The organism is Curtobacterium sp. MCSS17_015, assembly GCF_003234265.2.
Classification (GTDB): domain Bacteria; phylum Actinomycetota; class Actinomycetes; order Actinomycetales; family Microbacteriaceae; genus Curtobacterium.
In genome coordinates, this window is sequence record NZ_CP126256.1 from 1568210 (window position 1) to 1593660 (window position 25451).

Sequence of the window (25451 nt, forward strand, 5' to 3'; positions counted from 1 at the left end):
GCCGGGTAGGAACGAAGGGATGCGGTCGGACGACCCGCCGCGTCGGACACGAGGAGGACGACGGGCGTGGTGCAGATCGGACGGGGCGGCGAACGGTTCGAGGGGGTCCGCGAGATCGCGGTGCTCCGCGGTGGGGGACTCGGTGACCTGATGTTCGCGATGCCCGCGATCGAGGCCCTCGCGGCCGCCTACCCGGAGGCCCGCCTGACCCTGCTCGGGACCCCGATGGCGGCGGCGCTGCTGCCGGGGCGCACGGACGCCGTGCACGCCGTCGAAGAGCTCCCGGTGTCCCCGGGGGTCCGGGACGGCGGCGACGGCGCGCCCGACCTCGAGGACTTCTTCGCCCGGTTGACCGGCCGGTTCGACCTCGCGGTCCAGCTGCACGGCGGCGGGCGGAACTCGAACCCGTTCGTCCTCCGTCTCGGCGCGGCGCACTCGGTCGGCACGGCCACCGAGGACGCGACCCCGACCGAGCGGTGGGTCCGCTACGTCTACTACCAGCACGAGGTGCTGCGCGCGCTCGAGGTCGTCGGACTGGCCGGGGCGGAACCCGTGACCCTCGACCCGCGCATCACGGTGTCCGACGAGGAGCGCGCTGCCGTGCGGGAACGACTCGGGGTGCACGGCCGCCTGGTCGCGATGCACCCGGGCGCGACCGACCCGCGCCGTCGCTGGAGCCCGGAGCGCTTCGCCGCCGTCGCCGTCGCGCGGCTCGAGGCGGGCGACGACGTCGTCCTGGTCGGGGACGACTCGGACCGTCCGGCCGCGACGACCATCCGCGCCTCGGTGTCCGAGGCCGTGGGGCCCGAGGTCGCCGCGCGCCTGCACGACCTCACCGCGGCGCTGCCGCTGCGTGAGCTCCCGGCGGTGCTCGCCGCCGCCGACGTCATGGTCGGCGACGACTCCGGACCGCGACACCTCGCCGTCGCCGTCGGGACGCCGACCGTGGGGGTGTTCTGGTTCGGGAACGTGATCAACGCCGGGCCGCTCGACCGCGGCCGGCACCGGGTGCTCATGAGCTTCGTCACCCGCTGCCCGGTGTGCGACGTCGACGTCACCCAGGTCGGGTGGAGCGCGGAGCGCTGCGAGCACGACCCGTCGTTCGTCGATGAGGTCACGCCGGACCGGGTGCTCGCCGACGTCGAGGACCTGCTCGCCACCACCTGAGCGCTCTGGCGTCCGCCCCGACGCCCCCTCGAGGTCGCACGACACGCCGCGGGGCGACCCCGGACGGACGGGAGGCCCGGTACCAGCTGGTACCGGGCCTCCCGTCAGGCGCGTGTGCCGGTCAGGGCCAGCTGGGCTCCGTCGCCGGCATGATCGACAGCTCGCGGATCTCGCAGCCGGCCGGCTGCGACAGCGCGAAGATGATCGAGTTCGCGACGTACTCCGGCTCGATGAGCTGCGCGTCCGGACCCGGCTTGTACTGCTCGGTGCGGTCGGCGAAGAAGTTCGTGCGCATGCCCGCCGGGATCACGTTCGTGACGCCGATGCGGCCGGCGGTCTCGGCGGCGAGGGCCTGCGAGAACCCGCGGACACCGAACTTCGACGCCGAGTAGGCGGTGCCGTGGCCGACCCCGCGGAGCGCGAGCGACGACGAGATCGTGACGACCCGGCCGTGCGTGGCCTCGAGCGCGGGGAGCGCGGCGCGGACGGTCGATGCGGTGCCGATGAGGTTGACGCCGACGATCTTCTCCCAGTTGCCGGACGAGATCGCGTCGATCGGGGCCGGGGTGTCGATGCCCGCGGCGGTCACGACCGCGTCCAGGCCGCCGTGGCGCTCGACGGCCTCGCGGACGGCCCGCTCGACGGCGTCGGTGTCCGACACGTCCACGGCGACGGCGTCGACGCCCTCGGGGACGGCGTCGATCCGGAGGTCGAGCACGATCGGGGTGCCGCCGGCCTCGGTGACGGCGGCCACGACGGCAGCGCCGAGTCCGGAGGCGCCGCCGGTGACGAGGACGCGGCCGATGGGGGTGGTGGGGACGGGCATGGATGTCCTTTGCGTTGTGGTGCTGTGGTCGTGAGGTGGGGTCGGCGGGCTCAGCCGACGCGTTCGATCGCGGCGGCGAGCCGGGTGGTGGAGCGGCCCGGGTGGAAGGGCACGGTGACGACCCGGCCGCCCCACTCGGCGAGCGTGGCGGACTCGGGGAGCTCGTCCGCGGTGTAGTCGCCGCCCTTCGCCCACACGTCGGGCCGGAAGCGGCGGAGCGCCTCGTCGGGGGTGGACTCGTCGAACACCACGACGGCGTCGACGCAGTCGAGCGCGAGGAGGAGTTCGACGCGGTCGTCCTGGCCCATGATCGGACGGTCGGGCCCCTTGAGACCGCGGACGGAGTCGTCGGAGTTGAGGCAGACGACCAGGCAGTCACCCAGGGCCCGCGCGGCCGAGAGGGTGCGCGCGTGGCCGGCGTGCAACAGGTCGAAGCACCCGCCGGTGGCGACGACGACCCCGCCGGAGGCCCGGACCTCGTGCACCACGCGGAGCGCGTCGCGGTCGGCACCGGGGACGGCGATCGGTGCGGGCGGGGCACCGTCGACGAGCGAGGCGACCCCACCGGCGGCCAGGTAGGCGGACGCGTCGGCGACCCCGGCGGTGACCGCGTCGGCGATCTCCGCGCCGCCGGCGAGGGCGACGGCCACACCGGCGGCGAGACGGTCACCGGCGCCGCACGGGTCGCCCGCGGTGACGGACGGGGCCGGGACGAAGCGCGAGTCGGCCCCGCGCTCGGTGCACCGACCGACCAGTGCGCCGCGGTCGCCCATCGTGACGGCGACGGCCTGCACGTCCCAGCGGGCGACGAGGTCCGCGGCGGCGTCGGTCGCGAACGCGACGCCGGAACCGGAGAGACCGGTGAAGCGGTGCGCCTCGCTCGCGTTCGGTGTCGCGACGGTGGTGCCGGGGACGGGGGCGGCGCCCTTCGGGTGCGGGTCCCAGACCACGGGTGTGGTGGCGACGGCCGCGGCGAGGGCGACGCGCATGTCCTCGGCGGCGGCCAGGCCACGACCGTAGTCGGCGACGATGACCGCGTCGGCGCCGTCGAGCGCCTCCCGCATCGCGGGCGTGACGGCGGGCACCGGCGGGGTGTCGCAGCCCTCGTCGATGCGGACGAGGGCGTGCTCGCCGACGCGGACCCGGGTCTTCACCGGGGTCGGGGCGCCGGAGGGACCGTCGACGATCCGCACGCCGGGCAGCAGCGTCCGGAGCTGGTCCGCCGGCCGGTCGTCGCCGAGGACGGTGACGAGCGTGACGTCGTGGCCGTCCTTCGCGAGCATGGTGGCGACGAGGCCCGCCCCGCCGGCACGTCGCTGGTCGGACCGCACGTCGACGACGGGGACCGGGGCGTCGGGGCTGAGCCGGTCGCTCGTGCCGCTGACGTCGACGTCGAGCAGGGTGTCGCCGACGACGACGATGCGGAGCTGACGGTCGGTCATCGGGTGCCTCCTCGGCGGAGCACGGGCTCCATGGCCCGGCAGAGTGCGTGCACGAGGACGAGCTGGGCCTCCTGCACGTTGGCGGACGGGCCGTCGATCGCGATGACGTCGTCGACCGCGCTCGCGAGCGGGTTCGGCAACGAACCGGTCATCGCGATGGAGCGGGCCCCGGCGTCGCGCGCGGCGGCGGCGGCGGCGAGCAGGTTCGGGCTCTTGCCGCTGGTGCTGAGCAGGACGACGACGTCCCCGGCGCGGGCGTGGGCGCGCACCTGCCGGGCGAAGACCTCCTCGTAGCCGTAGTCGTTCCCGATGGCGGTGACGGCCGAGGTCTCGGCGTGCAGCGAGATGGCGGAGTACGCCGGGCGGTCACCGTCGAAACGGCCGGTGAGCTCGGAGGTCAGGTGCTGTGCCTCGGCTGCAGAGCCCCCGTTGCCCGCGGCGAGGAGCCGCCGCCCCGCGACCAGGCGGGTGGCGATGTCGTCGGCCCACGCGGCGATGTGTCCGCCGTGGTCGGCGAGCGACGCGATGACGGGCACGGATGCGGCGATGTGGTCGAGGACGACGTGCGTGCTCGTCGCGTCGCCGGTGGTGGACTCGGTCGTGCCGATCCCGGTCTGCTCGATGGTCATCGGGCGTTCCTCTCGGTGATGGGGAGCGCGGCGTCGGCCAGCGTCTCCTCGGCGGGTCGGACGGCGTCCGGGATGCGGGTGGTCGGTGCCGCGCTGGTGCGCCCGGGACTCGGGCGCGGCGCGTGGGTGCGGCCGCCCGCGACGAGTCGTTCGTAGACCCGCTGGGTGTCTGCGGCGACCTTCCGCCAGGTGTACTTCGACTCGGCGCGGCGACGCCCGGCCTGGCCGTAGGCGGTCCGGCGTTCCGGGTCGTCGAGGAGACCGCCGAGGGCGACCGCGAGGCCGTCCTCGTCGCGCGGCTCGACGTGCAGCCCGGTGGCGTCCTCGACGACGGTGTCGATGAGGCCGCCCACCCGGGAGGCGACGACGGCGACACCGCACGCCATGGCCTCGAGCGGGACGATGCCGAACGGCTCGTACCAGGGTGCGCAGACGACGACGTCGGCACTGCGGTACACCGCGCCCATCTCCTCCTGCGCGAGCTGCCCGCGGAACGAGACGTGGTCGCGGATGCCGAGGTCGCGGGCGAGGGCGTCGAGACGCTGGTACTCGGGGTCGTCGGGCAGGTCGGCCCCGGCGACGCCGGCCCCGCCGACGACGACGAGTTCGACGTCGCGGCCTTCGGCGACCAGGCGGGCGACGGCGGCGATCGTCGTGCCGACGCCCTTCCGCTGCACCAGGCGCGAGGCGGTCAGCACCCGGAACGTGCGACCGCGCTCCTCGACGGGGCCGTCCGGACGGAACAGCTCGACGTCGACACCGCACGGGACGACGGAGATGGACCGGAGGGGCACACCGAGGCTCTTCAGCTCGAAGGCCTCGTCGGAACAGGTGGCGACGACCTGGTCGGCTCCGCGTCCGACGGCCGGTTCGAGCCACTCGCGTTCGACCGGGCTGGTGTCCGCCGCCCCCTGGTGCCGCCGCTTGACGACGCCGAGCGCGTGGAAGGTCTGGACGACGGGGATGCGCGCCCCGCCGGCGCGGACCTGCACCTGCGTGACGGCGTCGAGGGTGGCGTGGCCGGACATCCAGAAGTGCCCGTGCACCACGTCGGGGCGGTCGGTCAGCCACTCGGACGCGAGCACCTGCGCGAACGTCCCCATGTACGGGAGCAGGTCGTCCTTGGGCACGCGCTCGGCGGGACCGGCATCGACGTGCACGACGTCCACGCCCGGCCGCAGCGGGACGCGGACCGGCAGGCTCGCGTCGTCCCGACGCGTGTAGACGGTGACCGTGTGGCCGCGGTCGGCCAGGGCCGCGGAGAGCGCGGCGACGTGGACGTTCTGCCCACCGGCGTCGACGCCGCCGAGGGTCGCGAGCGGGCTCGCGTGCTCGGAGACCATGGCGATCTTCATCAGCTGCTCCTCCCACCGTCCGGCACCGCTCCGGCGCCGACGGCCTCCGTCGACCGCTCCGGGCGCGCCGTGCGCATCCGGGCGTGGTGCTCAGTGTGCACGTCGTCGAGCAGGGCGTCCCAGTCCGCGGTGAAGCGGGACAGCGCGTGTCGCGCGAGCACGGCCTCCCGGGCGACGAGGCCGCGTCGGCGCGCCTCCTCCGGGTCCTCCAGGAGCGTCCGGGCGGCCCGCACCAGCTCGTCGACGTCCGTCGCGATGGCGCCGGCCTCGGCGGGCACGGTGCGGGACGCGTCCGTGGTGGCGAGGACGAGCACCGGCATCGCCATGTGCATCGACTCGATGAGCGAGAGGCCGAGCGAGGTCCAGCGGTTCGCGTGGACGTAGGCGCGGCGCTGCGCGAGGGCGGCGTGCATCGGGTCCGGCTTGACGTCGCCGAGACCGACGAGCAGGTCGCCGTGCCCGAGTCCGGCCAGCTTCTCGGTGCCCATGCCGAAGACGTCGACCGGGGCGACCGCGCCGAAACGGGGGAGCAGGTCGGTGCCGACGACGCGGTTCCGTCGGACGGGTTCGTTGATGACGGCGCCGAACCGCTCCAGCTCGCCGGTGTACAGCGCGCCGGGGTCGACGACGCCGTGCTCGACCACGGTGGTCCGGGTGGAGCCGCAGTCCCACATGAGGGCGTTCCAGTGCGTCACGTGCGCGATCGTCACGTCGTCGCGGTCCCGGAAGGGGTGCCGGCTGTCCGGCACGTCCACACGCGGGGTGTTGTGCTCCACGAAGACGGTCGGGACGTCCCGACCGCCGAGCAGCTGCCGCGCGACCTCGAGTTCCTCGGGGCGCTGCAGCACGACGAGGTCGACGTCCGCGTCGGCGACGTCCGCGGGTGCGATCTCGACGGCGTTCGTGCCCCAGTCCCGGCCACCGCGACCGAGGCCCCAGCCGTCACGCTCCGGGGTGGTCGGGATGAGGTACTCGTGCGGGCCGCGGACGAAGGCGTCCATCCAGCCGCCGTGCACGTGCCACACGAGGATCCGCATGCACTGCCTTTCGGTCACTGTCGATCAGGAGGAGGAGGAGAAGGAGAAGCAGTGCCGCACGCTACCGCCGGGTCTCTGGTGCTGTTCGCAGGGAGCTGTCGTTCGTCCGGAGAGCGCATCCGACCAGGCGCTCGTGGGCGGCGAGCACGTCATCGACGCCGACGCCCGCCAGGCAGGGGTGTCCGAGGACCGGACAGTCGCGCGCCCGACTGAGGCGGCACGGGGCTTCCTGGTCGCCGAGCAGTTCGACGTGCGCGGCGTACGGCGCCCACTTCACCGCCGGGACGACCGGCGAGAACAGGCTGACGATCCGCGCGCCGACGGCGGCGGCGAGGTGGGCGGGCCCGGTGTTGCCGACCACCACCACCTCGGCGCCGGCGAGGACGGCGGCGAGTCCGGCCGGGCTGGTCCGACCGCCGAGGTCGACGGCCGTGCTGCCCGCGACCTCGGCGGTGAGGTCGCGCTCGCCCGGGGACCCCGTGACGACGACGGGGACGCCGAGCCGGGCGTACTCGGCCACCAGGGCACGGTGGGAGGACGGGGGCCAGGAGCGGGCCTCGACGCTGGCACCAGGGTGGACGACGACGTAGCGGTCCAGGGCCGCGACCTCGGAGGGGATGCTGACGACCTCGTCGTCCCGGATACGGAGCGCTCCGTCGTCGCCGTCGGGCAGCGGGAAGCCCGCGGCCGCGGCGATCCGGAGCGCGCGCTCGGGCTCGGGGACGTCCTCGGGCAGGTCCTCGCCCGGGCGGAGCCGCACGTCGAGCAGCGCGCCCGGGTGGTCGACCGAGGCGCCGGACACGCGCGGGACGCCGGCGAGCCGGAGCAGCATCGCGAGCGGCAACGGGGACTGGTGGAAGGACGTCAGGACGACGGCCTCGTCCGGCCGCTCCTCGGCGATCAGCGCCCGGAACTCGGCGAGCACGGCGTCGTCGAGCGGGCGGACCGTCTCGGTGACCCAGGGCGCGGCCCACACCCGCAGGGTGTCGACGCCGGGCAGCAGGGCACCGGCCGGGGCTCCCTGGGGGCCGCAGAGCAGGGTCACGTGGTCGGCACCGGCGGCGACGGCGCGGACGGCGGGCCCGGCGACCAGGACGTCGCCGAACGAGTCGAGCCGGGCGACCAGCACCCGGTGTCCGTCCCCGCGCCCGCCGCTCACGCCGACACCGGGGCGGCGTGCGCGACGACGAGGGCGACGGCCTCCTCGAGGGAACCGGCCACCGTCGTGGCCGCCGCGACCTCGGCGGGCAGGGTGCGCCCGGTCGGGACGAGGACGCCCTGCGCCCCCGCGGCGGCCGCGGCGCCGACGTCGGCGCCGATGTCGCCGATCACGACGAGGTCCGCCGCGTCGAGCCCGAGTCGCTGTGCCGCAGCGAGGACCATGCCCGGCCGGGGCTTGCGGCACGAGCAGTCGTCCTCGCGGTCGTGCGGGCAGACCTCCCACACGTCGAACGGTCCGACGAGTTCGTCGACCCGGGCGTTCGTGGCGTCGACCTGCTCGCGGGTGGCCATGCCCTTCGCGATGACGGACTGGTTCGTGACGACACCCACCGCGAGCCCGGCGGCCCGGGCCGCGGCGACGGCGCGCGCGGCGTCCGGGACGGGGACGACACGTTCCGGGTCCGCGTTGTACGGGACGTCGATCACCAGGGTGTCGTCACGGTCGAAGAGCACACCGCGCAGCGGTCGGTCGGAGAGAGCCACACTCCTCTCTACCGGGCGGACGGCGGGCTCGCCCAACCCGGCAGCGGCGCGTGGCGCGCCGCGGACAGCTCCTCGGTGTCGCGGACGACAGGCCCGCGGCCCGGTAGCGTCGGACCTCGTGACCGCCGTACCCACCCTGCCCCCGTCCGACGGCCGACCGGAGCTCGTCGTGCTCCGTGCGATCAAGCTCGGCGACCTGCTCGTCGCCGTCCCCGCGCTGCACGCCCTCCGTCGGGCGTTCCCCGGCCACCGGATCACGCTCGCGACGACGGCCTGGCTCGCCCCGGTCGTCGAACTCGTCACCGACGTGGACGTGCACCTCGCCCAGCACGGCCTCGACCACCCGATCGCGGTCCCGGCCGGCGTCGTCGACGTCGCCGTGAACCTGCACGGCGCCGGCCCGGAGTCCGGGCAGCTCATCGACGCGCTGCAGGCCCGACGGGTGATCGGGCACGGCGCCCCCGACGGGCCGGAGTGGCAGCACGACGTGCACGAGCGCGAGCGCTGGGCCGGCCTGATGACCGCGCACGGCATGCCGGCCGACCCGGACGACGTGTCCATCGCCGTCCCGGCCGTCCCCGCCGTCGTCGAGGGTGCCGCAGTGGTGCACGTGGGCGCCTTCCACGGGGCGCGGCACTGGCCGGTCGACCGCTTCGCCGAGGTGGTGCGCGGCCTCGTCGCGCGCGGTCACCGCGTGGTGCTGACGGGCGGCTCGGACGACGTCGAGCGGGCGCTGGCCGTCGCGGCGTCGGCCGGTCTCGACGACGCCGCTGTGCTCGCCGGCCGCCTCGACCTGCAGCCGTTCGCCGCGGTCGTGGCCGCGGCGAGTCTCCTCGTCACGGTCGACACCGGAGCCGCGCACCTGGCCTCGGCGTACGGCATCCCGTCCGTGGTGTTGTTCGGTCCGGCCCCGCCCGAGGCCTGGGGTCCGCCGGCGTCCGGCCCGCACGTGGTCCTCACCGACGCCTCGGTGCGCCGCGGCGACGTGTTCGCCGAGGACCCGGACCCCGCGATCCTCGCCGTCAGCGCCGAGGACGTGCTGACCGCGGTCGACGGGCTCGGTGTGACGCCCGCCGTCACCGCACCCAGCACCGATCGGTAGCGTCGATCCGACGGCTCGGAGGGTCCGGCCGTCGGAGGGAGACGCCGTGTTCGAAGCAGCCAACATCCGGGACTGGATCGGTCTGCCGGTCGTCGACGACCAGGACGACAAGATCGGCAACCTCGAGAGCATCTACTACGACACCGCGACGTCGGAGCCGGCGTTCGGGTCGATCACCACGGGCGTCGTCGGCAAGAAGCTCGTCTTCGTCCCGCTCGTCGGCGCGACCGTCACCCCGAAGCACCTCGTCGTGACGTTCGACAAGAAGGCCGTCAAGGAAGCACCGTCGATCGCCACCGACGGCGAGCTCGACGCCGCGCTCGAGCCGGAGCTCTTCGCGCACTACGGCATGCCGTACCAGCCCGGCGCCGGCGGCGAGCGTCGTCTCGGTCGTCGCTGACCATCCCTGTCCGCGGAGGTCGAGCCGGACCGGCTAGCCTGGTCCGCTCGACCCCGCCCGCGGGTCGCCACCCGACCCGAACCCGCTCCGGAGCCCACCCTGCGCCGCTCGACCGTCCGCCGCGTGCTCACCGCACTCGTGACGTCGGCCGTGCTCGTGGGGGCCGTCGTCGTCGGTGACACGGCCGTGACGCCGGCGGCGGTCGCCGCTCCGCAATGGCCGGTCCCGCAGCCCTTCCCGGTCACGGACGACCCGCCGGAGACGCTCCCCGACCTGCCACCGGGCAGCGAGTACGTCGCCCTCGGCGACTCGTACTCCGCCGGGTACGGTCTCGGGCACCCGACGGGCCTGCCGGTCCGGGCCTGCGCACAGTCGGGTGAGGACTACCCGCACCGCATCGCCGCCCGGTTCGGGCTCGACCTCACCGACGTCAGCTGCGCCGGGGCGACGAGCGAGGACGTCCGCGACGGCACCCAGTTCCGCGGGGCTCCGCCCCAGATCGAGGCCCTGTCCGCGTCCACCCGGCTCGTGACGCTGACCATCGGCGGCAACGACGCCGATCTGTTCGGCACGGCCGCGTCCTGCCTCGCGCTGTCGGCCTCGGGGCCGGTCTTCTCCGGCCAGAACGCGCCCTCGTGCCGGAGCACCCTGGTGGCCGACGGGGTGGACACCCTCGGCGTCAAGATCCAGAGCCGGGTGGCGCTCGGGATCGCCGAGACGCTCGCCGACGTCCGTGCCGCGGCCCCGAACGCCAGGGTGGTCCTGCTCGGGTACCCGGCGATCTTCCCGGACGAGGCACACACCCCGTCGTCGGGTTGCTTCCGGCCGGCCGTCGACCTCGGGACCCTCGCCGGACGGTTCCCCGAGGACACCTACCCGTTCACCGACACCGACGTGCGCTGGCTGCACGGCGTGCAGGAGCAGCTCGACGAGGTCGGACGGGACGCCGCCCGCGCTGCCGGCGTCACGTTCCTCGACGTCTTCGCCGCCACCCAGGCGCACTCCGCCTGCGCGCGCAGGGGGTCCTACGTCGAGGGCATCTCCCTCGACTCCCTCGGCGGGCTGCGCCGCATCGACCTGAAGCCCGGCGCCCTCCACCCCGACCGAGCGGGCGTCCGGTTCCTGACCGAGAGCACCGCGGACCTGCTCCGGCGCGAGTTCGGCTGACGCGGTGCCGACCGGGAACGGCAGGCGGCCAGCGTGTCCCCTCAGCTCCGGAGCACCGCCGCGAGCCGGTCGAGGAGCGCCGGCACCGCCGCCAGGACCGCGATGTGTCCGTCCGTGGCGCGTTCCTCGTACTCGACCGCCGGGAGTGCCGCAGCGAGTCGCCGCCCGTGCGCGACCGGCACGACCCGATCACGGGCGCCGTGCACGACGACCGTCGGGACGGTGACGGCCGACGGTTCGAACCCCCAGTCGGTCACGAACGCCACGTCGTCGTCGGCGCCGCCCTGGAGGCCCGTCGCACCGGCCGCGCCCGCATCGCGTCCCAGTGCCGCCCAGTCCCCGTCGAGCGCTGCCCAGTCGACGTCGACGAACTGAGCCGGGTCGAACGTGGCCGACGCCGCCCAGGCGATCCGGGCCTCCCGTCCGGCGGTCGCTGCCCGGAGGCCTCCGTCGGCCGCCATGCCGTCCCACCACTCCGACGTGTCCTCGAACGGCGCGGGGCAGGCGAGGACGGCCGCTGCCGCGACGCGGTGGGGGAGGAGCGCTGCGGCGGCGAGCGCGTGCGGACCCCCGCCGGAGCCGCCGAGCACCGCGACGCGTGCGACCCCCAGGACGTCGAGGACCTGCTCGAGGTCCTGGGCGCCGTCCGCGACGCGTCGCCCGGGCAGGGTGTCGGCGCCGCCGTAGCCCGGGCGGGTGACGGCGACGAGGCGCAGACCGCGTGCGGTCGCTGCGCTCGTCAACGGCTCGAAGAGGACGCCCGTGTGCGGCGACTCGTGGTGCCACACGACCGTCGGCCGCTCGGTGTCCGGTGCGGTGTCGTCGACCAGGACGAAGCGGCCGTCCCGGAGCTCGATGCTGCGCATGCGCGCGAGGGTAGTCTGCCGACCGTGCCCCCACGTTCCGCCGGTCTCCTGCTGCACCGTGGCACCGGCGAAGCACTCGAGGTGTTCATCGCCCACATGGGCGGTCCGTTCTGGCGGCGGCGCCCGCGGGCGTGGACGATCCCGAAGGGCGAACCGGTCGACGGTGAGGACACCCTCGCCGCCGCGTGCCGCGAGTTCGCCGAGGAGATCGGCACCGCGCCTCCCGACGGTGTCCCGGAGCTGCTCGGGGAGTTCCGGCAGGGGTCCGGCAAGGTCGTGACGGTGTACGCCCTGCAGGCGCCGGCGTTCTCGGTGGACGTGGTCCGGAGCAACACGGTCGCCCTCGAACTGCCCCGCGGCTCCGGTCGGTTCGTCGACGTCCCCGAGGTGGACGACGCGCGGTGGACACCGCTCGACGTGGCGCGGGGGCTCGTCGTCGCCGGGCAGGTCGCCGCGCTGGACGCCCTGGTGGCACGCGCCTGACCGACTCCGGAAGCCAGGTCGGGGAGCCGGCGACGGACCTCCCGGGGCTTGCTACCGCTCGCCGACGGTCCGGACGGAGCCCGTCGCCGTGCGGATCGACCCCGTCGCAGCACGGTGGACGGTCGCGACCGAGCCGGTGATCGTCTGGATGGCGCGGCTCACCGTCGGGATCGAACTCGTGACGACGGCCAGCGACGAGGTGAGGACCTCGATGGAGGACGTGCTGAGGTGCGGCTGCGCGGTGGCGTGCACCGGGAACCCGCGGCGGGCGAGCACGACGACCGACAGGCCAACGACGAGCACCACCGCTCCGGCGAACGGCAGCGTCTGCAGCCCGGACAGCCCGAGCACCTGCCCGCCGAGTGCGGCACCGCCCGCGATGCCGATGTTCGAGGCGCCGTTGACGAGCGCACCGGCGATCTCGGGGCTGACCCCGCCGGTGCGGATCGCCGCGGCCATGAACAGCGTGCCGGTCGTCCCGTTCGCCGCCATCCAGACGCCGGCGACGACCATGGTGCCGACCAGGGACCCGTGGGCGAAGGGCATCACGACGAAGGCGACGGCCATCGCGGCGATCGACACCAGGAGGGTCTGCCGGGGCGCCCGGTCGACGAAGACCCCGGCGAGCCAGAGCCCGATCACCCCCGTGCCACCGAGGACGAGCAGCGCGCCGGAGACCATGCCCGCGTCGAGTCCGGCGTCGACGACGTAGGGCCCGACGTAGGTGTAGACGACGTAGTGCCCGGCGAAGAGCAGCAGGTCGGCGACGACGACGGACAGCAGTCCGGTGCGGGCCCACGCCTTCTGAGAGCCGACGTGCGGTGAGGCGGCACCCCGCACGGAGGGCAGGAAGGCCGCGGCGACCACGGCGAGGACGGCTGCGCAGGCGGCGACGGCGCCCACGGCCGGACGCCAGCCGATGGACTGGCCCACGCCGGTGGCGAGGGGCACGCCGATCACGAAGCCGAGTGAGCTGCCGGAGTACACGAACGCGATGGCTCGTCCGGCCAGGCGCGGCGGGACGATGCGGGTGGCGTACGCCGAGGCGACGGAGAAGAACAGCGCGTGGGCGATGCCGCCGACGACCCGGCCGGCGCAGACGACGGCGAACGAGGGTGCGAAGGCGACGAGCGCGTTCGACACGGTGTACCCGACCAGGGTCGCGACGAGCACGGTCTTCCGTGGCAGCCTGGCGGTCAGCGAGGTCAACGGCAGCGCGAGCAGGGCGACCGCCGCGGCGTACACGGTGATGACGATGCCCATGGTCGACTCGGTGACACCCAGGTCGTGGCTCATGGTGCCGAGCAGTCCGACCGGCATGAGCTCGGTCGTGATGGCGAAGAACGTGGCGAGCCCGAGCACGGCGATGCCGACCACCGACGACGTCGTCACGGTGATCGGCGTCGTGTACGGGTGGACGGTCTGGTTGCTGGTGGTGGACACGGCGGCTGACCTCCTCGAGGACGTGCGAGGAGCGCGCGCGGACGACTGGTCGACCGGGGTGGGGCGCGCTCGGGTGGATGGGTGGGGTGTGGAGATGTGGTCCTGGCCACTCCACGGCGAGTGCGCTCATCCAGTGTTGCACGAGGCTCGCGGTTCCCGCGAGCACGCCCGGGCGGTTCTCGCGAGGCTCTCAGGAGCGCTCCAACGAGCACCCGGTCGCGCACCTGACGGGGGCTCGGCGTGCGTCAGTACATCCGGCTCGTGGCCGTGCTCGTCACGGTGCCCCGGACGGCACCGCCGACCAGACGCACCCAGAGTGTCCCGCTCAGCGACGTCGCCGACAGGGACACCGTGCCGTGCAGGGCGTCCTCGCGGGGGTAGCAGGCGCTCGTGCCCTCGATGCGGTCGGCCGTCGCGACCAGGCAGACGGTGGAACCGTCCCGCCCGACGCCGGCCCAGACGTTCCACGGCGTGGCCGAGGCCTCACCGGACAGCGACCGGTTCGTGAACACCAGGCGTGTCGTCCGGAGTGAGACCGGCGCCTCGACGGACCCGGGGAGCTGGTCGGCGAACGTCTGTGGCAGGTCGAGCATCTGTTCGACGGTCACCGTCCCGGCCGCCGGGGTGACCGTCGTCGTCGCGGGTCGTGCTGCGCTCGTGCCGACCGAGAGCCCGACTCCCGTGCCCACGACGAGACCGACGACGACGGCCCCGCCGCCGAGCGCCCACAGCACGGTCCGGTCGGTCCGCCGCGCGCGCCCGACCAGACGCCGGACAGCGCCCAGGAGGCCCGTGCCGCGCCGGTCCGTCCCGCCGCGGTCCGCCTCGTCGTCGTCCACCGCAGGGCCGTCGCTGCCCGCACCGGTCGCGGTGTCCACACGCCCTCCGGGGGTGGTGCCGTCGGACGACCCGACCGGGAGGGTGCCGGACGGTGAGCGGGTGGGCACCGGAGCCGTCGCCGGGTCCGCCCGCCGTCGCGTGTCCGGAGCGGACCGTGTGCCGGACGGGGGAGCGGTGCGGGCCCGTCCCCGGGCCTCCCGGTCGAGATCGGCCAGGGCCATCCGGGCGCGCACGGCCTCGGCGGGTGTGGACGCGGCGCCCCAGGCGACGCGTTCGAGACGGGCACGTGCTGCCGCGTCGTCGTCGGTCCGGCTCATGCGCGCTCCTCGTCGTCACGCCTCTGCTCAGCCTGCCACCGGCACGGTGTCGGCGCGCACCCAGACCGGGGGGAGTACGCCCGGGGGATGACCACCGCGCAGAACGACCAGTCGCCCGACCCTGCCGTCCCCGCCGACGCCACCGGATCCACGCCGGCGGACGTCGACGAGGAGACCCTCGAACCGCTCAGCAACGACACGCAGTCGGGCGAGGCCGACTACGTCGCGACGAGCCCGGGCGGGAGCGGTACCGAGCGGCACGTGCCCCTGCCCGAGGAGGAACAGGGTCGTGACACCGAGTACGACCCGGTCGACCAGGGGCCGCAGCAGGAGGGCCAGGGCGGCTGACGCCCAGCGGGGCGCGGCTCGACCGTGCCCTGCTGGTCACCCCGCCCTCGGTCGTCCCCCGACTAGCGGACCAGGCGGCGGAGGGCGGCGCGCTCACCGAGCGTCCAGACCGCGCTCGTCACGACGTACAGTGCGGCGGCGAGCGGGACGACCGCGGCGAAGACGACCGAGACGAACGGCACCCACCGTGCGATGCCCGCCGCGACCGCAGCGCCGGGTGCGGTGGCGTCGGACGCCGCTGGGCCCGGCGCGACGACCGGGTTCCAGTGGAGCTGCGCCCGGCGGGTCAGCTCGACCGTGACGGCGAGCACGGCGAGCAGCACGAGGACGACCCAGGCGTGCACCCACAGCGGTGACGTGACGACCGCGACCGCCGACTGCGCGAGCGGGATGCCGGCGAGGGTTGCGCGAAGCAGGGCGTTGACGGTCCCGTCGATGCTCACGTGGGTGCAGAGCGTGTACAGCAGCGAGACGACCGGCGCCTGCGCGAGGACGGGCAGGCACCCGGCGAGCGGTGACACGCCCTCCGCGGTGTACAGCTCCTGCAGCGAGCGCTGGAACCGTACCGTGTCACGGCCGGCTCGCCGCCGGAGTTCGGCGATCCGGGGTGCGAGGCGCCGGCGGTCCCGCTCCGCGCGCACCTGCAGGACGGACAGCGGGACGAGCAGGACGCGGACGGCGAGCGTCAGCACGACGACGGCGAGTGCCGCCGCCATCGGTCCCACGACGGGGGTGAGCAGTTCGGTGAGGGCGGTGACGGCGGTCGCGCCGGTGTGCAGCACGGCGTCGAGGCCAGGCAGGGTGGTGATGTCCACGGGGGTCCTTCGATCGATGGGTCGGGGCGTCTGCGGCCCGACACCGACCGGTGTCAGACCGCCGAGACGGCTCCCGGTGCCCGCGGTCGGGCGTGCCCGTCCGCGTCGGGGTCGCTCCACGCGATCCGGGTGGCGAGATCCGGGGCGTTCGAGGGCACCCGGGGGGCGGCGCCGACCGCTCCGATGAGGAGGGCGACGAGACGCAGCACGAGTGCGGCCGCGGCGAGCGCCGCGATCCCCGCGACCGTGAGACCCATCGCGGTGACCCCGAGCACGGCGACCGTGATCGCCGGTGGAGCGCCGAGTGTCGGCAACTGGGCGAGTGCGGCGGGGTCGAGTGCGTGCAGCGCGGCGACCACGCGGAGCAGCACCTCGATGACGGTCATGGTGCGGCTCAGCGTAGCGTCCGCGAGCCTCCGTCGGCGTGCCGGTCGTGCGGGGCAGGATCGGTGCATGAGCGCAGCTTCCCCGAGCACCCCGGCGACTCTCGCGCTGGAGCGGGCCGGCGTCCCGTACACCCCACACGTCTACGAGCACCACGAGAGCGCGACGAACTTCGGCGAAGAGGCCGCGGCGGCGCTCGGGCTGCGTGAGGAGCAGGTGTTCAAGACCCTCGTCGTGTCGGTGGACGGCGAGCTCGCGGTGGCGATCGTCCCCGTGGCGGACCGGCTCGACCTCAAGGCGATCGCAGCCGCCGTCGGCGGGAAGAAGGCCTCGCTCGCCGACCCGACGCTCGCGGAACGTCGCACCGGGTACGTCGTCGGCGGGATCAGTCCGGTCGGGCAGCGCACCCGTCTGCGCACCGTCCTCGACGCCTCGGCCGCCGACCACCCGACGATCTTCGTGTCGGGCGGGCGTCGCGGGTTCGACGTCGAGCTGGCCCCGGCGGACCTGGCACGGGTCACGGACGCGAGCACAGCGACCATCACCCGGACCTGAGTCGACCCGCCGCAACTTTTTCCTCCAGACGGGAATGGCGACGGTCCTCCTGCGTTGCATTGAGCCGAAGGCACTCAAGTTCCTCAGGAGGTCCCTTTGCCACAGACGTTCGGCCCGACCGGCGGCAACGACTCGTTCGACGAGTTCCTCGCACGACTGCTCGCGGCTTCCCAGAACCCCGGCCAGTCCCAGCGGTCCATGCCGTTCGGACGACCGGTCGACATCACGCGGCTCCTCAGCCGGCGTACCCACGAGCTGCTCCAGCAGACGGCCGCGTACGCGGTCGAGCAGGGCCAGCACGAGATCGACGCCCTGCACGTCCTGCACGTGCTCGTCGGCACCGAGCCCTTCGCCGCCGTGCTGCGGTCCGCGGGGGCCGATCCCGAGCGGTTCGCCGCCGAGGTCGAGCAGCGCCTGCCGATGCCGTCCGGCGACCGACCGGAGGGCCGTCCGGCGCTGACCCCGTCGGCGCAACGGATCCTGCTCGAGGCCACCCAGGCCGCGCGCGGCTTCGGCAGCACGTACACCGACCCCGAGCACGTCTTCTTCGTGCTCGTCACGGACCAGGACACGGTCGCGGGCCAGCTGCTCGCGAGCGCCGGCGTCACCCCGCAGGTGATGCAGTCCTACGCGCAGGAAGCGGCCGAGGCCGCACGAGAGGGGCGTCCCATGCCCGGCACCACCGCTCAGCAGGACCAGCAGTCGGAGACGCCGACGCTGGACCAGTTCGGCACCGACCTCACCGCCCGCGCCCGCGAGGGTCGCATCGACCCGGTGATCGGCCGCGCCGACGAGATCGAGCAGGCCGTCGAGATCCTGCTCCGTCGCACCAAGAACAACCCGGTCCTCATCGGCGAGCCCGGCGTCGGCAAGACCGCCATCGTCGAGGGGCTCGCCCAGCGCATCGTCGACGGCGACGTCCCGGCCCTGCTGCAGGGCAAGCGGGTCGTCGCGCTCGACCTGCCCGGCATGCTCGCCGGCACCCGCTACCGTGGTGACTTCGAGGAACGCCTGACGAAGGCGATGGACGAGATCGCCGCACACGCCGACGAGCTCATCGTGTTCGTCGACGAACTCCACACGGTCGTCGGCGCCGGCGGCGGCGGCGAGGGCGGTGCCATGGACGCGGGCAACATCCTCAAGCCGCGCTTGGCCCGGGGCGACCTGCACCTGGTCGGCGCGACGACGCTGAACGAGTACCGCCGCATCGAGAAGGACGCCGCCCTCGAGCGCCGCTTCCAGCCCGTCACGGTGGGGGAGCCGAGCGTCGAGGACGCCGTCGCGATCCTCGCCGGTCTCAGCCCCCGGTACGCCGAGCACCACGACGTGACCTACGCCGACGACGCCATCCGCGCCGCCGTCGAACTCTCCCACCGGTACGTCACCGACCGGCACCTGCCGGACAAGGCGATCGACCTCATCGACCAGGCCGGCGCCCGCCGCCGCCTCGCCCGCTCGGGCGACGTCGACGTCGAGGGGCTCCGTGCCCAGGTCGCCGACCTGACGGCCCGGAAGGACCGCGCGGTCGCGGAGGAGCAGTACGAGGAGGCCTCGGACCTGCGGGACGAGATCGCCGGACTGGAGGCGCGGATCACCGCCGCCGCCACCGGTGACGTCGAGCGCGCCTCCGTCCCGTCGCCCGCGGACGACGTCATCACCGAAGCGGACATCGCCGCCGTGGTGTCACGCGCCACCGGCATCCCGGTGACCCGCCTCGGTTCCGCCGACAAGACCCGACTCGCCGCCCTGGAGTCGGAACTGCACGACCGGGTGGTCGGACAGGACGACGCGGTGCGGGCGATCGCGAAGGCGGTCCGGCGCAGCCGCACCGGCATGGGCGACCCGCGTCGCCCGGTCGGCAGCTTCCTCTTCCTCGGTCCGACCGGTGTCGGCAAGACCGAACTCGCCAAGGCGTTGGCCGCGTCGCTGTTCGGTGACGAGTCGGCGATGCTCCGCTTCGACATGAGCGAGTTCGGCGAGCGGCACACGGTCTCGCGGCTCGTCGGTGCCCCTCCGGGGTACGTCGGCTACGACGAGGCCGGCCAGCTCACCGAGCGCGTCCGTCGGAACCCGTACTCGGTGATCCTGCTCGACGAGGTCGAGAAGGCGCACCCCGACGTCTTCAACCTGCTGCTGCAGGTGCTCGACGACGGCCGGCTCACCGACGGCCAGGGCCGGACGGTCGACTTCCGGAACACGGTGGTCATCATGACCTCGAACATCGGGTCGGAGTTCCTGGCCTCCCGCTCGGGCGCGCTCGGGTTCTCGGTGGCCGCCGACGGCGGCTACGCGGAAGACGACCTGCGCAACCGGGTGATGGGCAAGCTCCGCGAGTCGATGCGGCCGGAGTTCATCAACCGCATCGACGAGATCGTGCTCTTCCGCAAGCTCGAGCGCGGGCAGCTGCGGTCGATCGTGTCGCTCCTGCTGCAGGAGACGGCGTTCCGGCTCGCCGCGCAGGGCATGGTCCTGTCGGTGTCCGAGGCGGCGACCGACTGGCTCGCCGAGCACGGGTACGAGCCGGAGTACGGCGCCCGTCCGTTGCGCCGGCTGATCCAGCGCGAGGTCGACGACCGGATCGCCGAACTGGTGGTCGACGGGTCCGCGCACGAGGGTGACACGGTACGGATCGACATCGCCGACGGCTCGGTCGTCGCCGTGGTCGCCGCTCCCGTCGCGGTCTAGTCCTGTCGATGACGTCAGAAGCCCCCCGGCACTCCGGTGCCGGGGGGCTTCTCGTGTTCGCGGATGCAATTCCGCAAGAGATGGAGAAAAGGGGTTGCGGAGCCCGAGTCGACCTGGATAGTGTTCTCTCGACGCGAACGGACGACCGAATGCGTCGGGAATCACATCCCGCATCACCAGAGAACCGTGCCGAAAGGGGGCCGACAATGATCACCACGCAGACGCCGTTCCGAGCAGTCCGTGGAACCACCGGTCCCACCGTCGGTTCCTGCTGACCGGACCTCCTCCCTGCCACCTGCCGTGCGCTGAGCCTCAGCTCGCGACCGGCTCCCGGCACCGATCCCGCACTGCCGGGCCGTTCCGACGGGCCTGACCGAGCGGGAGCGCCGCTGGGCGGCCCCGCTGGTCGGACGCCGTGGATTCCGCTCGTGCCGTCGCACGCGCGGGTCGCCGCGGTCCCCGACCGATCGCAGCGTCCGTCACCGCGACGATGAGGCGATCGACACGGTGGGCCGCCGTGGCCGGGAGAAGGCCGACCTGCAACGACCCGAAATGCTCGCTGGACCTCGCCGAGTGCATTCTCCCGGCATTCACGAGGTGTCTTCGTCGCGCCGCCTCGGCGACGCGACGGTCTTCCCGGTCGATTCGTCGACCCCTTTTTCCCGAAATGCATCCGAAATGGTGAACCAATGTCCTCCAAGACCGTCCTCCCACCCCCGAGACCCGTCCGGCCGCCGATCCGTGCTCCCCGGCCCGTGTCGCTGCCGGACCGGCTGGCGCTCCGCCTCGGCCTCGCCCTCATCGTGTGGAGCCGCCGCACCCGCCGTCAGCCGCACGAGGTCGACCCGGCCGCGGTGCTCCGCCGGCAGCGCGAGCACGAAGCGCGCCTCGCCCGCGAAGCCGAGTGGCTGATCCTCGGCGCCGGCATGCACCTGTGGCGCTGACCGGTCAGGCTCGGCGAGCGCGTCCTCGGCCACGGCCACGGCCACGGACGGGAGGCACGGCACCAGCCGGTCCCGAGCCTCCCGTCCGTCCCGTCCGCACGCACCCGCTCCACCCGCCCGGGGCGTCACGGCCGTGCGCCGTCGGCCCGTACGGTTGACGACATGACCGACACCGCCGCCGCCCTCGTCGAGCGCCTCACCCAGATCGTCCCCGACTTCCCGAAGGCGGGCGTGCTCTTCCGCGACGTCACCCCGGTGTTCGCCGACCCGATCGCGTTCGGTCGGGTCTGCGAGGCCCTCGCCGCGCCGTTCGCGATCGGTGCGGGCTTCGCCGCCGTCGCCGGCATCGAGGCACGCGGGTTCGCCCTCGCCGGTGGCATCGCCGCGCAGCACCAGGTCGGCGTGCTCACCGTCCGCAAGGCCGGCAAGCTCCCCGGCGAGGTCCTCAGCGAGCAGTACGCGCTCGAGTACGGCGAGGCCGAACTCGAACTCCGCCCCGGGCAGCTCGAGCCGGGCACCCGGGTGCTCGTCGTCGACGACGTCCTCGCCACCGGCGGCACGGCAGCCGCGACCGTGACGCTGCTCGAGCGCGCCGGGTACGAGGCGATCGGGTTCGCCGCGCTGCTCGAACTCGACGGGCTCTCCGGGCGTGAGCGCCTCGAGCCGCGCCTGCCCGTCACCACGCTCGGCGCCGTCCCCGCCTGAGCGCGACGGCGTCCCGGGGTGGACCCGTGACGCCACTACCATTGACGCACCACCAGACCGAGGGAGCCCCACCATCGTGACCGAGTCAGTCGCTGCCGAGTCCGCCGAGCCCGCCGACGTGCCCCAGGCACCCGAGCCCCGCACCGCGACGACGACCACGACGGGCACCGAGCTCTTCGACGGCATCCGCGGTGTCGTCGCCATCCGGGTCGACGGCGTCCTCAAGGACCTCGCGGCCGAGGTCGCCACCGGTGAGACCGCCGAGCCGGTCACCCTCGACGAGCAGGACGGTCTCGACATCCTGCGCCACAGCGCCGCGCACGTGCTCGCGCAGGCCGTGCAGCAGATCAACCCCGACGCCAAGCTCGGCATCGGGCCGCCCGTCACCGACGGCTTCTACTACGACTTCGACGTCGCCGAGCCCTTCACGCCGGACGACCTGAAGGCGATCGAGAAGGGCATGGACCGCATCGTCAAGCAGGCCCAGCGCTTCCGGCGCCGGGTGGTCTCCGACGACGAGGCCCGCGAACTGATGGCGGGGGAGCCCTACAAGCAGGAGCTCATCGGCCTGAAGGGCGCCGCGTCCGAGGGTGACTCGGGCGAGAGCGTCGAGGTCGGCGCCGGCGAGCTCACCGTGTACGAGAACGTCGACCCGAAGACCGGCGACGTCGTGTGGCAGGACCTCTGCCGCGGCCCGCACGTCCCGCACACCCGCTGGATCGGCAACGCCGCCAAGCTCATGCGCGTCGCCGCCGCCTACTGGCGCGGTTCGGAGAAGAACCCGCAGCTGCAGCGCGTCTACGGCACCGCCTGGCCGGACAAGGACCAGCTCAAGGCGTACCTCGTGCGCCTCGAGGAGGCCGCCAAGCGCGACCACCGCAAGCTCGGCGCCGAGCTCGACCTGTTCTCGTTCCCCGACGAGATCGGCTCGGGACTGGCGATCTTCCACCCGAAGGGCGGCATCATCCGCCGCGAGATGGAGGACTACTCGCGCCGTCGGCACGAGCAGGAGGGCTACTCCTTCGTCTACACGCCGCACATCACCAAGGGCGACCTGTTCGAGCAGTCCGGCCACCTCGGCTGGTACAAGGACGGCATGTTCCCGCCCATGCACATGGACGAGGCACGCGACGAGGACGGCAACGTCACTCGGCAGGGGGCGGACTACTACCTCAAGCCGATGAACTGCCCGATGCACATCCTCGCGTACCGGTCGCAGGCCCGGTCCTACCGCGACCTGCCGCTGCGGATGTTCGAGTTCGGCACCGTGTACCGCAACGAGAAGTCCGGCGTGATCCACGGGCTCACCCGCGTGCGCGGCCTGACGCAGGACGACGCCCACATCTTCACCACGCAGGAGAAGATGAAGGAGGAGCTCACCACGACGCTCCGGTTCGTGCTCTCGCTGCTCCGCGACTACGGCCTCGACGACTTCTACCTCGAGCTGTCCACGAAGGACCCGGAGAAGTACGTCGGCGACGACGACGTGTGGGAGGTCGCGACGAACACCCTGCGCGAGGTCGCCGAGGAGACCGGCCTCGAGCTCGTCCCGGACCCCGCCGGCGCCGCCTTCTACGGCCCGAAGATCTCCGTGCAGGCCCGTGACGCCATCGGCCGGACCTGGCAGATGTCGACCGTGCAGCTCGACTTCAACCTGCCGGAGCGCTTCGGCATCGAGTACGCCGCGGCCGACGGCACCCGCCAGCGCCCGGTGATGATCCACCGCGCCCTGTTCGGGTCGATCGAGCGCTTCTTCGGCGTGCTCACCGAGCACTACGCGGGCGCCTTCCCCGCGTGGCTGTCGCCCGTGCAGGTCGTCGCCATCCCCGTCGCCGAGGAGTACGGCGACTACCTCGACGAGGTCGTCGCGAAGCTCCGCGCGAAGGGCGTCCGCGCCGAGGTCGACCACTCCGACGACCGCATGCAGAAGAAGATCCGCACGCACACCAAGGCGAAGGTGCCGTTCCAGCTCATCGCGGGCGGGGACGACCGTGACGCCGGGGCGGTGAGCTTCCGCTTCCGTGACGGCCGTCAGGACAACGGCGTGCCCGTGGACGAAGCGGTCGAGCGCATCACGACCGCCATCCGCGACCGCGTCCAGGTCTGATGTCCGGCCCGCTCGACGACGAGGGCGACCCGCTGGTGATCCGGGACGCCGCCACCCAGGCGGCGGTCCCGGACGCCTTCCAGCGGCTGTGGAACCCGCACCGGATGGCGTACATCGACGCCGGCCGGGCCGGTGAGGGGCGCGGACACCGCGACGACTGCCCGTTCTGCGAGGCGCCGCACAAGTCCGACGAGGACGCCCTCATCGTCGCGCGGGGCGAGCACGCGTACGTGCTGCTCAACCTGTACCCGTACAACAACGGCCACCTGCTCGTCTGCCCGTACCGGCACGTCCCGCTGTACGACCAGGCCACGCCGGAGGAACTGCAGGAGATCGGCGAGCTGACCCAGACGGCGATGCGCGTCCTCCGACAGGTCTCCCACTGCGACGGCTTCAACATCGGGATGAACCAGGGCGAGGTCGCCGGTGCCGGGGTCGCCGCCCACCTGCACCAGCACATCGTGCCGCGGTGGCAGTCGGACGCGAACTTCTTCCCGATCATCGCCCGTACGAAGTCGCTTTCACAGCTGCTCGGCGAGACCCGACGACTCGTCGCCGAGGGGTGGCCGGAGCACTAGACTGTCGGCATCATGAGCGACAGCACCCCCAGCACCGTCAACGCCACTTCGACCACCGGGTCCTCGCGCGTCAAGCGCGGTCTCGCGGAGATGCTCAAGGGCGGCGTCATCATGGACGTGATCGACGCCGAGCAGGCCCGCATCGCCGAGGAAGCCGGCGCCACGGCCGTCATGGCCCTCGAGCGCGTCCCGGCCGACATCCGCGCGCAGGGCGGTGTCGCCCGCATGTCCGACCCGTCGATGATCGAGGAGATCATCGCCGCCGTATCGATCCCCGTCATGGCGAAGGCCCGCATCGGCCACTTCGTCGAAGCGCAGGTGCTGCAGGAGCTCGGCGTCGACTACATCGACGAGTCCGAGGTCCTCTCGCCCGCCGACTACGTGAACCACATCGACAAGTGGGGCTTCACGACGCCCTTCGTCTGCGGTGCCACCAACCTCGGCGAAGCCCTCCGTCGCATCACCGAGGGCGCGGCCATGATCCGCTCCAAGGGCGAGGCCGGCACGGGCGACGTGTCCGAGGCGACCAAGCACATCCGCACGATCTCGAAGGAGATCGCGGCGCTCCGGAACCTCAAGGACGACGAGCTCTACGTCGCCGCCAAGGAACTGCAGGCACCGTACGACGTCGTGAAGGAGGTCGCACGGACCGGCACGCTGCCGGTCGTGCTCTTCACCGCCGGTGGCGTCGCCACCCCGGCCGACGCCGCGATGATGATGCAGCTCGGGGCGGACGGCGTGTTCGTCGGCTCCGGCATCTTCAAGTCCGGAGACCCGGCCAAGCGTGCCGCGGCGATCGTCAAGGCCGTGACCTTCCACGACGACCCCAAGGTCATCGCCGAGGTCTCGCGCGGGCTGGGCGAGGCGATGGTCGGCATCAACGTCGCCGACGTCCCCGCGCCGCACCGTCTCGCCGAGCGTGGCTGGTAAGGCCGCGCCCCGGATCGGCGTCCTCGCACTGCAGGGGGACTTCCGCGAGCACATCGCCTCGCTGACGGAGCTCGGTGCCGACGTGGTGCCGCTCCGCCGTGCAGAGGAACTCGGCGCGCTCGACGGCGTCGTGATCCCCGGCGGGGAGTCGAGCGTCATGGACAAGCTGTCCCGGACGTTCGGCATCGCGGAACCACTCGCCGACGCCATCCGCGGCGGACTGCCGGCCTACGGCACGTGCGCGGGCATGATCATGCTGAGCGCCCGGATCACCGGCGGCATCGCCGGACAGCACACGCTCGGCGTCCTCGACACCACGGTCCGGCGCAACGCGTTCGGCAACCAGAACGACTCGTTCGAGACCGACATCCCGATGCCCGAACTCGGCGAGGACCCCGTCCACGCGGTCTTCATCCGTGCGCCCGTGGTCGAGCAACACGGCGCCGACGTGCGGGTGCTCGGTGCGCTGGCGGACGGTCAGGTCGTCGCGGTCCAGCAGGGCAACGTCCTCGCGAGCGCCTTCCACCCGGAGGTCGCGGGGGAGGACCGCTTCCACCGGCGCTTCCTCGACATGGTCCGTTCCGCCTGAGCCGGCTCGCGGCTCCGGTTGCCGCCGCGCCCC

At 73.5% G+C, this 25451-nt stretch carries 26 protein-coding genes; 14 read left to right on the forward strand and 12 right to left on the reverse strand.

Features of this window, described 5'->3' with window-relative positions; translation table 11 throughout:
• The first annotated feature begins 66 nt into the window (after positions 1–66).
• Positions 67–1167, forward strand: coding sequence for a glycosyltransferase family 9 protein (locus DEJ18_RS07375; RefSeq protein WP_111211535.1), 1101 nt, complete (start codon positions 67–69; stop codon positions 1165–1167).
• A gap of 121 nt (positions 1168–1288) precedes the next feature.
• On the opposite strand, the gene DEJ18_RS07380 is transcribed toward DEJ18_RS07375, so the two are convergent.
• From DEJ18_RS07380 to DEJ18_RS07410, 7 genes are all read right to left on the reverse strand, one after another.
• The gene (locus tag DEJ18_RS07380) at positions 1289–1993 is read right to left on the reverse strand and encodes an SDR family oxidoreductase (RefSeq protein WP_111211534.1); all 705 of its coding nucleotides are present in this window, start codon (positions 1991–1993) and stop codon (positions 1289–1291) included.
• Between the two features lie 50 nt (positions 1994–2043).
• A complete protein-coding gene (locus DEJ18_RS07385) occupies positions 2044–3435 on the reverse strand; it encodes a PfkB family carbohydrate kinase (RefSeq protein ID WP_111211533.1) in 1392 nt (463 codons plus the stop codon).
• Positions 3432–4064 carry a D-sedoheptulose-7-phosphate isomerase gene (locus DEJ18_RS07390; RefSeq protein ID WP_111211532.1) on the reverse strand — a complete coding sequence of 211 codons (633 nt, stop codon included), beginning with the start codon at positions 4062–4064 and terminating at the stop codon, positions 3432–3434. The genes DEJ18_RS07385 and DEJ18_RS07390 overlap by 4 nt, the downstream gene beginning before the upstream one ends.
• Positions 4061–5419, reverse strand: a complete 1359-nt coding sequence (locus tag DEJ18_RS07395) for a glycosyltransferase (protein ID WP_111211531.1) — start codon at positions 5417–5419, stop codon at positions 4061–4063. The genes DEJ18_RS07390 and DEJ18_RS07395 overlap by 4 nt, the downstream gene beginning before the upstream one ends.
• Entirely contained in the window at positions 5419–6456 is a 1038-nt protein-coding gene (locus tag DEJ18_RS07400; RefSeq protein ID WP_111080859.1) for a glycosyltransferase, read from the reverse strand. The genes DEJ18_RS07395 and DEJ18_RS07400 overlap by 1 nt, the downstream gene beginning before the upstream one ends.
• Before the next feature lie 61 nt (positions 6457–6517).
• Positions 6518–7615 (reverse strand): glycosyltransferase family 9 protein, encoded by a 1098-nt coding sequence (locus DEJ18_RS07405; protein ID WP_111211530.1) that lies wholly within the window; start codon positions 7613–7615, stop codon positions 6518–6520.
• On the reverse strand, positions 7612–8160 hold the full coding sequence (locus DEJ18_RS07410; RefSeq protein ID WP_111080857.1) for an HAD-IIIA family hydrolase: 549 nt from the start codon (positions 8158–8160) through the stop codon (positions 7612–7614). The genes DEJ18_RS07405 and DEJ18_RS07410 overlap by 4 nt, the downstream gene beginning before the upstream one ends.
• A 118-nt stretch (positions 8161–8278) precedes the next feature.
• On the opposite strand from DEJ18_RS07410, the gene DEJ18_RS07415 reads away from it, so the two are divergent.
• The 3 genes from DEJ18_RS07415 to DEJ18_RS07425 all read left to right on the forward strand — a co-directional run bounded on the left by DEJ18_RS07415 (position 8279) and on the right by DEJ18_RS07425 (position 10829).
• Positions 8279–9262, forward strand: coding sequence for a glycosyltransferase family 9 protein (locus tag DEJ18_RS07415; protein WP_111211529.1), 984 nt, complete (start codon positions 8279–8281; stop codon positions 9260–9262).
• 46 nt (positions 9263–9308) lie between these two features.
• Positions 9309–9662 carry a PRC-barrel domain-containing protein gene (locus DEJ18_RS07420; RefSeq protein WP_111080855.1) on the forward strand — a complete coding sequence of 118 codons (354 nt, stop codon included), beginning with the start codon at positions 9309–9311 and terminating at the stop codon, positions 9660–9662.
• A gap of 123 nt (positions 9663–9785) precedes the next feature.
• Complete coding sequence (locus DEJ18_RS07425) at positions 9786–10829, forward strand: SGNH/GDSL hydrolase family protein (protein ID WP_181434285.1); 1044 nt, start codon at positions 9786–9788, stop codon at positions 10827–10829.
• 41 nt (positions 10830–10870) lie between these two features.
• Here the strand turns inward: DEJ18_RS07425 and DEJ18_RS07430 are convergent, their stop codons facing one another.
• Positions 10871–11695, reverse strand: coding sequence for an alpha/beta fold hydrolase (locus DEJ18_RS07430; protein ID WP_111211527.1), 825 nt, complete (start codon positions 11693–11695; stop codon positions 10871–10873).
• 24 nt (positions 11696–11719) lie between these two features.
• Between DEJ18_RS07430 and DEJ18_RS07435 the strand changes: the two genes are divergently transcribed.
• Positions 11720–12178, forward strand: coding sequence for an NUDIX hydrolase (locus tag DEJ18_RS07435; RefSeq protein ID WP_111211526.1), 459 nt, complete (start codon positions 11720–11722; stop codon positions 12176–12178).
• A gap of 51 nt (positions 12179–12229) precedes the next feature.
• Here DEJ18_RS07435 and DEJ18_RS07440 read toward each other — a convergent pair whose 3' ends face one another.
• Positions 12230–13621, reverse strand: a complete 1392-nt coding sequence (locus tag DEJ18_RS07440) for an MFS transporter (RefSeq protein WP_111211525.1) — start codon at positions 13619–13621, stop codon at positions 12230–12232.
• Positions 13622–13866: 245 nt separating this feature from the next.
• A complete protein-coding gene (locus DEJ18_RS07445; protein WP_111211524.1) occupies positions 13867–14778 on the reverse strand; it encodes a hypothetical protein in 912 nt (303 codons plus the stop codon).
• A gap of 87 nt (positions 14779–14865) precedes the next feature.
• Between DEJ18_RS07445 and DEJ18_RS07450 the strand changes: the two genes are divergently transcribed.
• The gene (locus tag DEJ18_RS07450) at positions 14866–15126 is read left to right on the forward strand and encodes a hypothetical protein (protein WP_111211523.1); all 261 of its coding nucleotides are present in this window, start codon (positions 14866–14868) and stop codon (positions 15124–15126) included.
• 62 nt (positions 15127–15188) lie between these two features.
• Here the strand turns inward: DEJ18_RS07450 and DEJ18_RS07455 are convergent, their stop codons facing one another.
• Both DEJ18_RS07455 and DEJ18_RS07460 read right to left on the reverse strand, forming a co-directional pair.
• Complete coding sequence (locus DEJ18_RS07455; protein WP_111211522.1) at positions 15189–15941, reverse strand: YidC/Oxa1 family membrane protein insertase; 753 nt, start codon at positions 15939–15941, stop codon at positions 15189–15191.
• 53 nt (positions 15942–15994) lie between these two features.
• Positions 15995–16327, reverse strand: a complete 333-nt coding sequence (locus DEJ18_RS07460; protein ID WP_258371077.1) for a DUF6412 domain-containing protein — start codon at positions 16325–16327, stop codon at positions 15995–15997.
• A gap of 67 nt (positions 16328–16394) precedes the next feature.
• On the opposite strand from DEJ18_RS07460, the gene ybaK reads away from it, so the two are divergent.
• The 8 genes from ybaK (at position 16395) to pdxT (ending at position 25418) form a co-directional block, all read left to right on the forward strand.
• Positions 16395–16880 (forward strand): Cys-tRNA(Pro) deacylase, encoded by a 486-nt coding sequence (gene ybaK / locus DEJ18_RS07465; protein ID WP_111080847.1) that lies wholly within the window; start codon positions 16395–16397, stop codon positions 16878–16880.
• Between the two features lie 96 nt (positions 16881–16976).
• Entirely contained in the window at positions 16977–19565 is a 2589-nt protein-coding gene (locus tag DEJ18_RS07470; RefSeq protein WP_111211521.1) for an ATP-dependent Clp protease ATP-binding subunit, read from the forward strand.
• A 689-nt stretch (positions 19566–20254) separates the two neighbouring features.
• Positions 20255–20509 carry a hypothetical protein gene (locus DEJ18_RS07475; protein ID WP_111211520.1) on the forward strand — a complete coding sequence of 85 codons (255 nt, stop codon included), beginning with the start codon at positions 20255–20257 and terminating at the stop codon, positions 20507–20509.
• 162 nt (positions 20510–20671) lie between these two features.
• Positions 20672–21214, forward strand: coding sequence for an adenine phosphoribosyltransferase (locus DEJ18_RS07480; RefSeq protein WP_111211519.1), 543 nt, complete (start codon positions 20672–20674; stop codon positions 21212–21214).
• A 118-nt stretch (positions 21215–21332) separates the two neighbouring features.
• Positions 21333–23321, forward strand: a complete 1989-nt coding sequence (gene thrS, locus DEJ18_RS07485) for a threonine--tRNA ligase (protein ID WP_111080894.1) — start codon at positions 21333–21335, stop codon at positions 23319–23321.
• A complete protein-coding gene (locus DEJ18_RS07490) occupies positions 23321–23899 on the forward strand; it encodes an HIT family protein (protein WP_111080843.1) in 579 nt (192 codons plus the stop codon). The genes thrS and DEJ18_RS07490 overlap by 1 nt, the downstream gene beginning before the upstream one ends.
• 12 nt (positions 23900–23911) lie before the next feature.
• A complete protein-coding gene (gene pdxS, locus DEJ18_RS07495) occupies positions 23912–24829 on the forward strand; it encodes a pyridoxal 5'-phosphate synthase lyase subunit PdxS (protein WP_111211518.1) in 918 nt (305 codons plus the stop codon).
• Positions 24819–25418, forward strand: a complete 600-nt coding sequence (gene pdxT / locus DEJ18_RS07500) for a pyridoxal 5'-phosphate synthase glutaminase subunit PdxT (protein ID WP_111211517.1) — start codon at positions 24819–24821, stop codon at positions 25416–25418. Before pdxS ends, pdxT begins: the two co-directional genes overlap by 11 nt.
• The last annotated feature ends 33 nt before the right edge of the window (positions 25419–25451 follow it).

Bases quoted from the DNA above. Each gene is read 5' to 3' on its own strand.
- DEJ18_RS07460 (WP_258371077.1), bottom strand. From the start codon at position 16,327: ATGACCGTCATCGAGGTGCTGCTCCGCGTGGTCGCCGCGCTGCACGCA.
- DEJ18_RS07380 (WP_111211534.1), bottom strand. From the start codon at position 1,993: ATGCCCGTCCCCACCACCCCCATCGGCCGCGTCCTCGTCACCGGCGGC.
- DEJ18_RS07390 (WP_111211532.1), bottom strand. From the start codon at position 4,064: ATGACCATCGAGCAGACCGGGATCGGCACGACCGAGTCCACCACCGGC.
- DEJ18_RS07430 (WP_111211527.1), bottom strand. From the start codon at position 11,695: ATGCGCAGCATCGAGCTCCGGGACGGCCGCTTCGTCCTGGTCGACGAC.
- ybaK (WP_111080847.1), top strand. From the start codon at position 16,395: ATGAGCGCAGCTTCCCCGAGCACCCCGGCGACTCTCGCGCTGGAGCGG.
- DEJ18_RS07385 (WP_111211533.1), bottom strand. From the start codon at position 3,435: ATGACCGACCGTCAGCTCCGCATCGTCGTCGTCGGCGACACCCTGCTC.
- DEJ18_RS07400 (WP_111080859.1), bottom strand. From the start codon at position 6,456: ATGCGGATCCTCGTGTGGCACGTGCACGGCGGCTGGATGGACGCCTTC.
- DEJ18_RS07395 (WP_111211531.1), bottom strand. From the start codon at position 5,419: ATGAAGATCGCCATGGTCTCCGAGCACGCGAGCCCGCTCGCGACCCTC.
- pdxS (WP_111211518.1), top strand. From the start codon at position 23,912: ATGAGCGACAGCACCCCCAGCACCGTCAACGCCACTTCGACCACCGGG.
- DEJ18_RS07475 (WP_111211520.1), top strand. From the start codon at position 20,255: ATGTCCTCCAAGACCGTCCTCCCACCCCCGAGACCCGTCCGGCCGCCG.
- DEJ18_RS07480 (WP_111211519.1), top strand. From the start codon at position 20,672: ATGACCGACACCGCCGCCGCCCTCGTCGAGCGCCTCACCCAGATCGTC.
- DEJ18_RS07445 (WP_111211524.1), bottom strand. From the start codon at position 14,778: ATGAGCCGGACCGACGACGACGCGGCAGCACGTGCCCGTCTCGAACGC.
- DEJ18_RS07490 (WP_111080843.1), top strand. From the start codon at position 23,321: ATGTCCGGCCCGCTCGACGACGAGGGCGACCCGCTGGTGATCCGGGAC.
- DEJ18_RS07450 (WP_111211523.1), top strand. From the start codon at position 14,866: ATGACCACCGCGCAGAACGACCAGTCGCCCGACCCTGCCGTCCCCGCC.